Source organism: Mesorhizobium vachelliae (assembly GCF_033977325.1).
Taxonomy (GTDB): domain Bacteria; phylum Pseudomonadota; class Alphaproteobacteria; order Rhizobiales; family Rhizobiaceae; genus Mesorhizobium; species Mesorhizobium vachelliae.
Map to the genome: position 1 here is coordinate 210,391 of NZ_JAVIIR010000007.1, position 13,022 is coordinate 223,412.

The window sequence follows — 13,022 nt, forward strand, 5'->3', positions numbered from 1 at the left end:
TCGTCGGCGAAGCCCGCCTCAAGCCTTCGCGGCGAAATAGCGTATGGCGAAATCGATCCATTCGGGTGCCTCCCAGGCTGGATGCTCGGCGCGCACTCGAGGACCGAGGCTGGCGACGATCTCGTCGGCGCTCTTGCCGGCCTTCACCTCGGCCGTCACGCGCGATCCGAGGTCGAGCATGTAGCCGCGCACCGCCGACAGGATCTCCACCGCGCCGACCGAGCCATGGCCTGGAACGACGATTTTCGGCCTCGCCGCTTCGAGCGCGGCGAGCACGGATGCCCAGTTGTCGGCGTCGATGTCCGCATCGTCAGGGGGGAACCACGGGAAGATCGGGAAAATGCGCTCCTCGGCGAGATCGCCGACGAAGACGACGCCTGCGTCGCCAACGCTGACGACCTGGTCGCCCTTGGTATGCGCGAGGCCATAGGTGGCAAGCTCCACCACCCGGCCGCCAAGATCGATCGTCCTTGATGCGCCCTCATAGACTTCGTCCGGCATGACCAGCTCGGCGCCTTCGAGAGCGGCGGCGACGCCTGGGCCGAAGCCGCGGAACATGCCGAGATAGGCAGCCCCTTTCGCGGCCAGCTCGTCGCGCTGGGCGCTGTTGTACAGGATGGTCGCCGCGCCTTTGAAGGCCTGGGCGCCGAACCCATGCTCGGGATGGAAATGCGTGAGCGTCAGGATGAGTTTCCGGTCGCCTGCAAGGCGCCTCGCGACATCCAGGACCTTGCGGCCATTCTCCGGCCCCATGCCGGTGTCGACGACGAGCGCCGCGTCCCTGCCGAGCACGATGCCTATGTTGGGCACCAGCGGCACGCGACGGTCGCCGATGACGTAGACGCCCGGCGCGACCTCTGTCGTCTCGTTGGGGTCGACCGCGGGTGGCGGAGGCAGGTTGTCGGTCATTGCGGTTTCCTCGACTGAATTTCCGGAGCGGCGACAGTTGACCGGAACGGCCACGAAATCTCCCGGCCGCCGGCTATGCCGTCCGGGCGGAAGAGAATGATGAGGAGCATCAGCAGCGCGAGCAGCACGTCGCCGAGGCCGCCTGGCGCGGCGAAGGTCGTCGTCCCGATCGTGACGCCGACCTCGGCCTGGCGCATCAGCTCGGTGAGCGCGGTGATGACGATCGCGCCGGCAACCGCGCCGGTCAGGCTGCGCATGCCGCCGATCACCAGCATGGCAATGATGAGGAAGGTGAGGTCGAGATAGAAGGTCTCGACCCTGACCGTGCCAAGGAAATGAGCGAGCAGCACGCCGGCGATGCCGGAGAGAAAAGCGCTGACGACGAAGGCCATGAGCCGGTGCAAAACCATGTGGACGCCGGAGGCTACGGCGGCCACTTCGTCCTCCCGCGAGGCCCTGAGCAGCAGGCCCGACCGCGACTCCTGATGCAGGAAGGCGACGACGATCGCGGCGACCGCCCAGCCGGCGGCGGTCCACAGGCCGACATAGATCGGCAATCCCATCAGCGAGTTCTGGCCGCCGGTCACCGAGGTCCAGTTGCCGAGCACAACATAGGTGACGACCAGGATGGCGAAAGTAGCGATGCTGGCCGAAATGCCGGAAAGGCGCATCAGCGGAAAGCCGGCGACCAGCGCGACCAGCGCGGCGGATGCGCCGCCTGCCAGCGCGCCGGCCAGCACGGGCCATTCGGCGGCGGCGAGGAAGGCGGGCAGGTCGGGCAGGAAGACACCTTTCGCGGCGGCCGGCATGGTCAGCAATGCGGAGACATAGGCGCCGATCGCCATGAACGCGACATTGCCGAAGGAGAGCACGCCGGAATTGCCGACGAAGACATAGAGCCCAACCACCGCGACGAGGTTGATGAGCCCCTGGGTGATGCGCCGCTGCATGACGACCGGCGCGAATTCGGCCGCGCCGGCAAGCGCAAGCACCACGATGATCAGGGCGACCAGCGGAAGCCAGCGCCGGCCGGCGCCCTCGTCTGCGGGAATGGCGGGAAGCGTCGCCATCAGATGCGCCCCGCGAGGCCGCGCGCCGGGATCAGGCCTTGCGGCCGGAAGATCAGCACGACGGCGACGGCCAGGAACAGGAAGGCTTCGCGGAAGACGCGAAGCTCGGCTGGCAGCAGCGCCTCCAACAGGATCGTGGCGACGCCGACGAGAAATCCGCCGAAGGCCGCGCCCGGAAGGCTGCCCAGTCCGCCAATGACGGTGCCGACGAAAGCGATGATGACCAGTTGGAGACCCATGCGCGGCTGCACCAGGCCGGTCTGGGCGACGAACAGGCAGGCGACCGCCGCGGCGAGCAGGCCGCTGATGGCGAAAGCGGAGGCGATGACGCGGTTGGCGCGGATGCCGAGCACCTCGGCCATGCGGAAGTTCTCGGCCGCCGCGCGCATTTCGAGGCCGAGCCGGGTCGATTTAAGGAACCAGGTCGTCGCCACCAGAAGCACGACGCTGACAAGGATGGTGACAAGTTGGAGAAGCTGCAGCCTGACGCCCGCGATCTCGACCTGACCCGCGAGCATCGGCAGGAAGTCCACGCCCTTCGGCCGGGACCCGACCAGCATGATCATCACCTTCTCGATAAGGAAATTGACCGCAAAGGAGGCAATCAGCAGTGTCGCCGGGTCGGCGCCGCGCAGGGGGCGGAAGGCCATGCGCTCGACGAGAAGGGCCAGCAGCACCGCGCCGGCGACGGCGCCGAGCACGGCAAGCACCGCCGATTGGGCGAAGAAGAGCAGCACGGCGTAGCCCGCGATCATGATGAGCTGCGCATGTGCGAAGTTGATGAGCCGCATCACCCCGAAGATGAGGCCGATGCCGAGCGCGGTGAGCGCATAAAGCCCGCCGACACTGACCGCGTCGACAAGAACCTGGACAGCCTGCCCGATCATGCCGTTCCTGCTTTCGCCATGGCGACGCCGAAATAGGCGGCATCGAAGGCCTCGTGGCGCTCGATCTCCGCCGGTGTGCCGGTAAGGGTGAAGACGCCACGGCTCATGACGCAGGCGCGGTCGGCGAGCGCAAAGGCACGCGCCGCGTTCTGCTCGACCAGAAGCAGCGACACGCCCTGGCCGCGTATCTGACGCAGGATGTCGTACACCTTGTCGACGATGTTGGGCGCAAGCCCGAGCGAGGGTTCATCGAGCATCAGGAGACGCGGTCTGGAAAGCATCGCGCGGGCTATGGCCAACATCTGCTGCTCGCCGCCGGAAAGCTGGCCCGCCGGCTGATCGCGGCGTTCGCCGAGGATCGGGAAATCGGCGAACACACGGTCGATGTCGGCGGGGACCGAGGCGTCGCGCCTTGGCGTTGTGCCGAGGCGGAGGTTTTCCATCACGGTCAGGCTGCCGAAGATATTGCGCCCCTCGGGAACCAGCGCGACGCCCTCGCGCACGACATCGGAAAGCGCGATGCCGGCGAGCGGTTTGCCGGCGATGCGGATCGAGCCGGCCGAGGGGCGCGCGACACCGGCGATTGCCGACAGCAGCGAGGTCTTGCCAGCGCCGTTCGGTCCGACGATGGCGACGGCTTCACCGGCATCGATGGCCAGGTCGACGCCTTGCACGGCGGCGATGGCGCCATAGCGGATGACCAGCCCGCCGAGTTCGACCAGGCGTCCGCCCTGCGACGTGGGATCGGACCTGACCGTCATGCCGCCGCGCGGCCCAGATAAGCGGTGCGCACGGCGGGATCGGCCATGATCTCGTCGGGCCGTCCGGACGCGATCGTCTTGCCGCCGCCGAGCACATGGATGCGATCGCACAGGCTCATGACCAGGGCCATGTTGTGCTCGATGACAAGGATGCCGCAGCCATAGCGGTCGCGGATCGAAAGGATCGCGCGCTTGAGGTCTTCGGCTTCCGCCGCCGCCAGCCCGGCCGCGGGTTCGTCGAGCAGCAGGAAACGCGGTTCGAGCGCCAGTGCCCGCGCCAGGCCGGCGCGGCGCTCCTCGCCGTAGCTGAGCGCGCTCGCCGGCTGTGCCGCGCGATGGAGGAGGTCGAAATCGGCGAGCAGGGTGCGCACCCGCCGTCTCGCCTCCGCGCGGCCGAGGCCGCATGCGACAAGCCCGACCTCGACATTCTCGGAAACGGTGAGCCCCCTGAAGAGCCGCACCGCCTGAAAGCTGCGCGCGATGCCGGCACGGGCGAAGGCCCGTGGCCTGCGCCCCGTCATGTCGCTGCCCGCCAGCGTTACCGCACCCGAATGCGGCCGCTGGAAGCCTGACAACATATTGACCAGCGTGGTCTTGCCCGCGCCATTCGGCCCTATCAGGCCAAGCACCTCGCCGGGCGCGATGGCGAGCGACACATCGTCATTCGCCACCAGCCCGCCAAAGCGCACGGACACGCGTTCGGCCGCGAGTTTCAAGGCTCTCGCCTCCCAATCCGGGCAATATTGTCAGAACTGCGGGAACTTCTCGACCGAGAAACGACCCTCGGCGGCGAACTTGCCGTTTTGCACGCCGATTATCGCCATTGGACGCGTCGTCTCGATATGGCGGTCGGCGGTCCAGGTCGTCGGGCCGAGAACCAGTGGCTCCTTGTCGAAGGTATTCAGCACCGCGGCCACCTCGTCGCCATCGAGCGAGCCCGCCTTGTTGGCCGCCTTCGCCCAGGCCTGGACGGCGGAGTAGCCGCGCAAACCATAGGAGACATCGGCCTTCTTGCCATATTTCTTCTCGAAGCGCTCGAAGAAGGCGTTCACCGCGGGATCGGGATCATCGCCATATTTGGAGCCGTAGTTCACGACGTAGAAGTTGCTGAGACCGGGAACGCTGCCGATCCAGTAGTCACCGTCCATGGATTCGCCGGTCAGGACGGCCGCTTCGATGCCGGCCGCCCGCATCTGGCGGATCGCGCTCGGTCCGCCCGGCGCATAGGAACAGAGGAAGACGAGGTCCGGTTTCTGCGCAAGACCGGTAATGCGGGTCACCTGGGCGGCGATCGAGGCGTCGCCATTGAGGAAGGTATCCTGACCGAGCAATCCTTCAGCGCCGGCTATTTCCTTCCAGCGCTCGGCGAAGCTCCCGCAAAGCGACTTGGTGTAGGAAATGGTGTTGTCGAGCAGCACATAGGCCTTCTTCCAGCCCTTCTTGTTGTAAGCCCATTCTGCCATCAGCGCGCCCTGCGCCTGGCCGGCATTGGAAACGGAGTAGGCAAGCGGGCCGATGCCTTGCACGCCGAACTTCGGGTCCGACGCCGCCGAGAAGGCGACGACATTCTTCTGCTGCGCAACGAACGCGCCAGGAGCGCCGAAATCGAAATCCGACGGAAAAAGGATCGCCTTGGCGCCTTTGTCGATGACGTCGATCGCCCCGTCAGCGCCGAGTTGCGGCTCCGACTTGTTGTCGAATTCGACGGTCTCGATCGGCTGCCCCAGCACGCCGCCGGCCGCATTGATGTCATCGACCGCCAGCTTGGCGCCGGCAATGGTGTCCGCGTCGATCGGCTGGAACCAGCCGCTGAAGGACATCACCAAACCGAAGACCGGTTTGTCCTGCGCTCCGGCGGATGACGACACGACAGATAGAGCAGTCGCAACGCACGCTGCTGTCAGCAATGCACGCCTGGTCATATGAAGCTCCTGTGTTCCCCATTCATTGTTAGATGCGGTTGCGAAAACGCCCCCTGGCATCAAAACAGAATGCTATTCACTTTTGCGTGGACTGCAAGAGGGGTGGATTAGGGGGCCGGGCCGAGCGCCGATCAAAACGCCTTAGGCAGATAGCGCCAGGTGACGAAGCCGCAGAAGGTGGCCAGGATGCCGAGCGTGACGAAGACCGAGCCGAGGCCGAAGAAGGTGAGCACGACCGAATAGACGAGCGGCGGCGTCAGCTCGGAGAAATCGAGATAGGTGCGGTAGACCGCCGCCATCTGCGCCTTCTCGTATGAGCGCACCGAGCGCATGAAGGCGGTCGAGCCGAGCGCGTCGAGCGCGATGGTGAAGAGCGCGCCGCACAACAGCAGCGCGCCGGTGAGCAGCGGCGCGGCCTCGCCGATGCCGCCTGCCGCGAACAACACCGCCGACATGGCGAAATAGGCAAAGGTCATGACGCGCCGTCCACCGAAGCGCTTGCCCGCCCTGCCCCAGAAGATCGCCATGAACAGAAGCGCGTTGCCAGCGGAAACCAGCAATCCGCCGGCGAGCTCGCCTTGGCCGGTGATCACCATGAACAGCGGGCCATAGACGAAGAACGTCGTCCAGAAGCAGGAGCGGCCGAAGGCAATCAGCCAGGCCAGCCTGAGCCTCGGCTGCTTGACGAAGCGGCCGATATTGGCAAGCGGGTTGGCGGGGCGCGACCTGCCGGGCCGGATCGACTGGTTGTCGGTCAGCCGGTAGAACCAGAACAGGCAAAGCAGCGCGAACGCAAACACCACGACCGCGCCATGCGCGGCATAGATGCCGAAATGCGTGTAGAGGAAGATGCCGAGCGTCGGCCCGCCCGTCCAGGCAAACATCGACCACGCCATGCGCAGCGATTCCGCCTGCATGAAGTCGGTCTTGCGGATGTGGTCCATGATGTAGAGGTTGAGCGTGATCGACAGCGCGCTCGCCCCCATGACGCGGCACAGCATGCCGGCAATCTGTCCGGGCAGCGTGTGGGTGACGAAGAAGGCGGAGCCGATCGCCAGCAGCACGCAGCCCGCCGTGTAGACCCAGCGCCGCGCGAAGCGGCGGATCAGCATCGGCATGAACAGCGTGACCGAAAGACCCATCAGGGACACGATGGTGTAGAGGATCGAGACGATCCGCTCGTTGTGCAGGATCTCGTATGCCTGGATCGGGATCACGCTGGAGATCGTGGCGCGGGCGAAGGATTCGACCGCATAGAGCGAGGCGAAGGTACGCGCATCCGCCGGCCGCAGGGCCGGAAGCCAGATCGGATGGCGCACATGGGTGGACATCGGCCCTCCGGAACGTGAATCACAAGTCAAATCTGGCTGGACCAACTGCCGGCGAGTAGCAGGAAACCGACCCGGAGAGGCCGAAAAGCGAAGCCTGCCAAAGGCTTTCCGCCTCTGGCCTAAAGCGGAATTTCATGGCTGCCATGAAACGGATTGATGCCGCCTGCTTCTGTCATCCACTTGAACCGTGATAGTCGTTGGGCACGACTGAATCGGATTGCGTGACGATGAGCCTGCAAACGACGAGCGACCCTGTTCAGGAAGCGCCCAAGCAGGGCCGCATCCAGGCCATCGACATCCTGCGCGGCGTCGCGCTGATCGCGATGGCGAGCTACCACTTCACCTGGGACCTCGAAAACTTCGGCTACACGACGCCCGCCCTCACCGCCTTCGGCTGGTGGAAATTCTACGCGCGCTCCATCGCCTCGACCTTCCTGTTCCTGGTCGGCGTCAGCCTGTTCCTCGCCCATGGCAAGCAAATTCGCTGGCCGGGCTTCTGGAAGCGCTTCGCCATGGTAGCCGTGGCGGCGATCGCCATTTCCGCCGTCACTTATTTCGTCACCCCGGACGGTTTCATCTTCTTCGGCATCCTGCACGAGATCGCGCTGGCAAGCCTGCTCGGCCTCGCCTTTCTCAGGCTGCCCTGGCTGCTGACGGCAATCATCGCGGCAGCGGTCATTGCCGCCCCTTACTATCTGCGGTCGGAGTTCTTCGATCATCCGGCGCTGTGGTGGGTCGGCCTTTCAGAGACCAACCCGCGCTCCAACGACTATGTGCCGCTCTTCCCCTGGTTCGGCGCCGTGCTTGCGGGCATCGCCGCCGTCAAGCTCGCTTCCGCCACAGGCCTGCTTGCCCGTCTGGGAACATGGCTGCCCGGCCGCTGGTCGAACCCGCTGACCTTCATCGGCCGCCACAGCCTCGCCTTCTACCTGATCCACCAGCCGCTTCTGTTCGGCTCGGTATGGCTGTTCTCGCAGGTCATGCCCGCCGCCCCTCAGGACAAGGAGGCCGGCTTCCTGCCGGCCTGCCAGACGCAGTGCGAACAGCAGCGGGACAGCAAGTTCTGTACGAGCTATTGTGGCTGCATGCTGGACACGCTGAAGGGCGAAGGGTCTCTCGACAAGCTCTACGCCAACGACCAGTCCGGCGTCTGGAAATCGCATCTGGCCGACCTGGCGGAAACCTGCACCGCCGCGACCGAGGACCAGATGCAGGGAGGACAGCAATGACGGGCATCGCAAAGCCCAGACACGGGATCATTCCCTGGCCGCCGGTGATCTATGTCGTGGCGATTGCGGCGAGCGTCGTCCTCGGCATGCTCTACCCGCTGCCCTGGATCGGCGACATCTTCGGCGATCTCCTGTTCGGCATCGGCTGGGTGGCGCTGTTCGGCGTCGCCATGCTCTGGATCACGGCCATCCGCGTCATGATGCGGGCGAAGACGACATTCGATCCGAATGCCGAGCCCGATCATCTGGTGACGTCTGGCCCCTTCGGCATCACCCGCAACCCGATGTATCTTGCCAACACACTGCTTCTGATCGGCGTCGCCTTCATCACCGGCATCGCCTGGTTCCTGCTCTTCGCCTTCCTCGCCGCCTTCGCGACGCAGAAGCTGGCGATCGAGAAAGAGGAAAAGATCCTGGCGGCGAAGTTCGGCAAGAAATACCGCGACTACGCAAAAAGGGTGCGCCGCTGGATTTGAGGCGTTTGCCTAGGTATTCACGCCAAGCTCTGCCAGTCGCTCGACGCAGGACTCTTCGGCCTGGTCGAGCTCAGCCAGCGTCTCCTCCAGGTCGCGCCGCTTCTGGCGCAGGTCCTCGCGCTTTTCCTCGATGCGCTTGATCATCAGCTTGAGCTGGCCGACCTCGCCCGGCGGCTCCTTGTACATCTGGATGATCTCGCGGATCTCGTTGATCGAGAAGCCGAGCCTTTTCCCCCGCATGATCTGGCGAATGAGATGCCGGTCGGACGGCCGGAAGAGCCGCGTGCGGCCACGCCTTACCGGCTGCACCAGCCCCTCGTCCTCGTAAAAACGCAAAGTCCGCGTCGACACGTCGAATTCGCGTGTCAGCTCGGTGATCGTATAATATTCCCGCATTCCCACTCCCAAGCCCCAGAGTCCAGGTATCGCCGCTTTTCAAGCGTCGCCCTTCCCTCAAATCAGACCCATCCCGCGCCGGAATCGGCGCAGTACCCCGAGGCAACCTCGCACGGCATTTACGTAAAAGTCAATTAACGGCGGCCTATTGATTTAGGGAACGCTAAACCACCACGTCGCCAAGCCGAGGAAGGCGAAAAAGCCGACGCAGTCGGTAACCGTCGTGACGAACACCGCCGAGGCCACCGCCGGATCGATCTTGAAGCGGTCGAGCACCAGCGGGATCAGGATGCCGGCCAAGGCCGCGGCGAACATGTTGATGATCATCGCCGCCGCGATGATGCCGCCCAGATTGGGGTCGCGGAACCAGAAGCCGGCGACCGTGCCGATCAGCACCGCGAACACCATGCCGTTGATGAAGCCGACGCCGAGCTCACGGCGGATGATGCGGGCCGCGTTGTAGATATCGAGGTCCCTGGTCGCCAGCGCGCGCACGGTGACGGTCATGGTCTGCGAGCCGGCATTGCCGCCCATGCCGGCGACGATCGGCATCAGCACGGCAAGCGCCACGATATGCTCGATCGTGTGGTCGAACAGGCCGATCACCGAAGCGGCGAGGAAGGCGGTCAACAGATTGACCAGCAGCCAGGGCACACGCGAGCGCGAGGTGGCGAGCACGGTGTCGGACAGCTCTTCGTCGCCGACGCCGCCCATGCGCAGAAGGTCCTCTTCCGCCTCCTCCTGGATGACGTCCACCACGTCGTCGATGGTGAGCACGCCGACCAGCCGCCCGTTCTCGTCGACCACGGCGGCGGAGAGCAGGTTGTACTGCTCGAACTCGCGGGCCGCCTCTTCCTGGTCCATCGTGGCTGGGATCGCATGCAGGGTATCATGCATGGCGTCCTCGACCTTCACCGCGCGCTTGGTGCGCAGGATCTGGTCGAGGTCGATGGCGCCGACCAGCTTGAAGCTCGGGTCGATGACGAAGATCTGGCTGAAGCGCTCGGGCAGGTTCTTGTCCTCGCGCATGTAGTCGATGGTCTGGCCGATCGTCCAGAAGGGCGGCACTGCGACAAACTCGGTCTGCATGCGCCGGCCAGCGGTCTCTTCCGGATAGTCGAGCGCGCGCCTGAGCCTGATGCGCTCGGTGAAAGGCAGTTGCGACAGGATCTCGTCCTGGTCTTCCTTCTCGAGGTCCTCGAGAATGTAGACGGCGTCGTCGGAATCGAGCTCCTGCACCGCTTGCGCGATCTGCTCGTTGGGCAGGTTGTCGACGATGTCGAGGCGGATCGCCTCGTCGACCTCGGTCAGCGCGGAGAAATCGAAATCGGAGCCGAGCAACTCGACCAGCGCGCGGCGCTGTTCGGGATGAAGCGCCTCCAGCACGTCGCCGAGCTCCGACTGGTGCAGGTCGTCGACTTCGCGTTTTAAGGTGATCGTGTCGCGGTCGGCGATCGCCGCGCCGATCTGGGCAAGGAAGGAAGCGCGCACGGCACCGTCCTCGCCATAGATGTCGGCGTGATGCTCCTCGGCGGGCGCGGCGTTGGTCGTCTGTCTGTCCTGGCCTTCCACCAGCGCCTCCTGCAACGAGGAATCCCGAAATGAGGTCTAAGCAGGCTCCGCAAAAGTGTCCCACGGTTTTGCGATCAAAATCTGCGAAAACCCAGGGAATCTAAGCAGATATTCGTGGGGCATTCCCACGAATATCTGCTTAGTGCATCATCCCGAAAAGTGGAAACCGCTTTTCGGGAAATCCAAACCCTGTTCGGCAGATATCGCGGTAATCGGATTCGTCTTGGAAAGATGTCGCTCCAGCGCGCGGAATAGCCAAGGAAATGTGACGTCGTCTTCGCCTGACGACCGCTCAGGAACAGCGCGGCGCGCCCGCGTCGCGGCTGCGACAATCGCTTCAGCCGGCGCGACAGCGCATGTCGCTGGGGAAAGAGCACCACTTCCCCATTGAGGCAGAATTGTCATGATGCATGATCCAGCAGGATCAGCGCATCGCCAAACGCTCCGAGGACAAACGCTGCCCTTGAACATCAAGTCTGGAAAGACGAGCGAAGGAACTGCCGAGCGGCGCGTTCGCGTGGTCGTTGCCGAGCGCAATCCATTCGTGGTTTCGGCGCTGCGCGAGATGCTGGAATGCGACGGCCGCTTCGATTTGCTCAGTGCTGTGCACAGCGGCGCGCAATTCCTGGAACTGGCCGCCGCCACACAGTTCGATGTCGCGGTCGTCGGCTGGAAGCTCGCCGACATGGACGGCGCCGACGTGCTCACGGAAGTTCAGAGCCGCGAGCTTGGCGTGCGCATCACGATCTTTTCCAACGACCACGACATCGGCATCCTCAAGCAATGCGTACGCCTCGGCGTGCAAGGCTATTGCTTCCAGTTCGACGATCCGCCGGTCATCTTCGAGACGATCCTGGCGGTCGCCCATGGGCGCATCTGCATTCCCTATATCGACATCAACAAGGTCAATGACACGCCACTATCCCGGCTCACCGTGCGCGAGCGCGAATTGCTGGCGGTGCTATCCGACGGCTGGACCAATCTGCAGATCGCAACGCGGACCGGCATTTCCGAGAACACGGTGAAGTATCACCTGAAGAATCTCTACGACAAGCTGGACGTCCGCAACCGCGCCATGGCCGTCGCGCTCTATGCGAACGAGAAACGCCGCACCTCAAAATCGCCTCTCGGGTAGGCCGCCCGGGTAGGCCGATCGGGTAGGGGCGGCCCACCCGCAAGGGCCAACAACTTACCCGGCAAGGTGTTGTTGCCGGGCCTCGCCAGGACGAAACTTCCTCCACAATCCCAAACGATCGGAGGAGTTTCGCGCATGGCTGGGTTCACGCATCTTTTCATCCCGGGGCCCACCAATATTCCGGAGCAAGTCCGGCAGGCCATGAACCTGCCGATGGAGGATATGCGCGCAGCCTCCTTCCCCGACCTGACCTTGCCGCTGTTCGAGGACATGAAGAAGGTCTTCAAGAACGAGAGCGGCCGCGTCTTCATCTACCCCTCTTCCGGCACCGGCGCCTGGGAAGCGGCAATGACCAATGTGCTCAGCCCCGGCGATAAGGTGCTGATGTCGCGCTTCGGCCAGTTCTCGCATCTGTGGGTCGACATGGCCGAGCGTCTCGGCTTCGAGGTCGATGTCATCGACTGCGAATGGGGCACCGGCGTTCCGCTCGAAATCTATGCGGAGCGGCTGAAGGCCGACAAGGCGCACCAGATCAAGGCGGTGTTCTGCACGCAGAACGAGACCGCGACCGGCGTCACCAGCGACGTCGCCGGCTGCCGCGCCGCGCTCGATGCCGCCAACCACCCTGCCCTGCTTTTCGTCGATGGCGTGTCCTCGATCGGTTCGATCGACTTCCGCCAGGAGGAATGGGGCGTCGACTGCGCCGTCAGCGGCTCGCAGAAAGGCTTCATGCTGCCGGCCGGCCTCGGCTTCCTGTCGGTCAGCAAGAAGGCGCTGGCCGCCTCGCGGATTGCCACGCACCGGCGCTGCTTCTTCTCCTTCGAGGACATGATCCGCGCCAACGATGCCGGCTATTTCCCCTACACACCGGCGACGCAGCTTCTACGCGGCCTGCGCGCCTCGCTCGACTTGATCGAGGAGGAAGGACTGGACAACATCTTCGCCCGCCATCACCGCCTCGCCGAAGGCGTGCGCAAGGCCGTCGACGCCTGGGGCCTGAAGCTCTGCGCCAAGGCGCCGAAATGGCATTCCGACACGGTCAGCGCGATCCTAGTGCCGGAAGGCATCGACAGCGGCGACGTCGTCAAACGCGCCTACCGCGCCTACCAGACATCGCTCGGCGGTGGCCTCAACAAGGTGTTCGGCAAGGTCTTCCGCATCGGCCATCTCGGCTGGCTGAACGAGGTGATGGTCTGCGCCTCGCTCTCGGCGGCCGAAATGGCGCTGCTCGATTGCGGCGTGCGCCTGGCGCCGGGCTCGGGCGTGGCCGCGGCGATCGAGCATTTCCGCCGCACGGCCGACCTGCCGGTCGCCAAGGCGGCGTGAGGGGCGGA

General features: G+C 64.7%; 13 protein-coding genes. 4 read left to right on the forward strand and 9 right to left on the reverse strand.

Annotated features, from left to right (window positions below):
- Positions 1 to 18: 18 nt before the first annotated feature.
- From RFM41_RS16895 to RFM41_RS16925, 7 genes are all read right to left on the reverse strand, one after another.
- The gene (locus RFM41_RS16895) at positions 19 to 909 is read right to left on the reverse strand and encodes an MBL fold metallo-hydrolase (protein WP_320248281.1); all 891 of its coding nucleotides are present in this window, start codon (positions 907 to 909) and stop codon (positions 19 to 21) included.
- Positions 906 to 1,979: a branched-chain amino acid ABC transporter permease gene (locus RFM41_RS16900; protein WP_320248280.1), complete on the reverse strand. Its 1,074-nt coding sequence runs from the start codon at positions 1,977 to 1,979 to the stop codon at positions 906 to 908. Before RFM41_RS16900 ends, RFM41_RS16895 begins: the two co-directional genes overlap by 4 nt.
- The gene (locus RFM41_RS16905) at positions 1,979 to 2,866 is read right to left on the reverse strand and encodes a branched-chain amino acid ABC transporter permease (protein WP_320248279.1); all 888 of its coding nucleotides are present in this window, start codon (positions 2,864 to 2,866) and stop codon (positions 1,979 to 1,981) included. The genes RFM41_RS16900 and RFM41_RS16905 overlap by 1 nt, the downstream gene beginning before the upstream one ends.
- Positions 2,863 to 3,627: an ABC transporter ATP-binding protein gene (locus RFM41_RS16910; protein ID WP_320248278.1), complete on the reverse strand. Its 765-nt coding sequence runs from the start codon at positions 3,625 to 3,627 to the stop codon at positions 2,863 to 2,865. Before RFM41_RS16910 ends, RFM41_RS16905 begins: the two co-directional genes overlap by 4 nt.
- Positions 3,624 to 4,343 carry an ABC transporter ATP-binding protein gene (locus RFM41_RS16915; protein WP_320248277.1) on the reverse strand — a complete coding sequence of 240 codons (720 nt, stop codon included), beginning with the start codon at positions 4,341 to 4,343 and terminating at the stop codon, positions 3,624 to 3,626. The genes RFM41_RS16910 and RFM41_RS16915 overlap by 4 nt, the downstream gene beginning before the upstream one ends.
- A gap of 30 nt (positions 4,344 to 4,373) precedes the next feature.
- Positions 4,374 to 5,549, reverse strand: a complete 1,176-nt coding sequence (locus tag RFM41_RS16920; RefSeq protein ID WP_320248276.1) for an ABC transporter substrate-binding protein — start codon at positions 5,547 to 5,549, stop codon at positions 4,374 to 4,376.
- A gap of 131 nt (positions 5,550 to 5,680) precedes the next feature.
- Positions 5,681 to 6,880, reverse strand: a complete 1,200-nt coding sequence (locus RFM41_RS16925) for an MFS transporter (RefSeq protein ID WP_320248275.1) — start codon at positions 6,878 to 6,880, stop codon at positions 5,681 to 5,683.
- Between the two features lie 227 nt (positions 6,881 to 7,107).
- Here RFM41_RS16925 and RFM41_RS16930 point away from each other — a divergent pair, with 227 nt between their 5' ends.
- Complete coding sequence (locus RFM41_RS16930) at positions 7,108 to 8,109, forward strand: heparan-alpha-glucosaminide N-acetyltransferase (protein ID WP_320248274.1); 1,002 nt, start codon at positions 7,108 to 7,110, stop codon at positions 8,107 to 8,109.
- On the forward strand, positions 8,106 to 8,585 hold the full coding sequence (locus tag RFM41_RS16935; protein WP_320248273.1) for a methyltransferase family protein: 480 nt from the start codon (positions 8,106 to 8,108) through the stop codon (positions 8,583 to 8,585). The genes RFM41_RS16930 and RFM41_RS16935 overlap by 4 nt, the downstream gene beginning before the upstream one ends.
- 9 nt (positions 8,586 to 8,594) lie before the next feature.
- Here the strand turns inward: RFM41_RS16935 and RFM41_RS16940 are convergent, their stop codons facing one another.
- Both RFM41_RS16940 and mgtE read right to left on the reverse strand, forming a co-directional pair.
- A complete protein-coding gene (locus RFM41_RS16940) occupies positions 8,595 to 8,981 on the reverse strand; it encodes a MerR family transcriptional regulator (RefSeq protein ID WP_027168973.1) in 387 nt (128 codons plus the stop codon).
- A 153-nt stretch (positions 8,982 to 9,134) separates the two neighbouring features.
- Positions 9,135 to 10,553 (reverse strand): magnesium transporter, encoded by a 1,419-nt coding sequence (gene mgtE / locus RFM41_RS16945; protein WP_320248271.1) that lies wholly within the window; start codon positions 10,551 to 10,553, stop codon positions 9,135 to 9,137.
- Between the two features lie 463 nt (positions 10,554 to 11,016).
- Between mgtE and RFM41_RS16950 the strand changes: the two genes are divergently transcribed.
- Together RFM41_RS16950 and RFM41_RS16955 are read left to right on the forward strand one after the other, a co-directional pair.
- Complete coding sequence (locus tag RFM41_RS16950; RefSeq protein ID WP_320248270.1) at positions 11,017 to 11,688, forward strand: LuxR C-terminal-related transcriptional regulator; 672 nt, start codon at positions 11,017 to 11,019, stop codon at positions 11,686 to 11,688.
- A gap of 135 nt (positions 11,689 to 11,823) precedes the next feature.
- Entirely contained in the window at positions 11,824 to 13,014 is a 1,191-nt protein-coding gene (locus RFM41_RS16955) for an aminotransferase class V-fold PLP-dependent enzyme (RefSeq protein ID WP_320248269.1), read from the forward strand.
- Positions 13,015 to 13,022 lie beyond the last annotated feature (8 nt).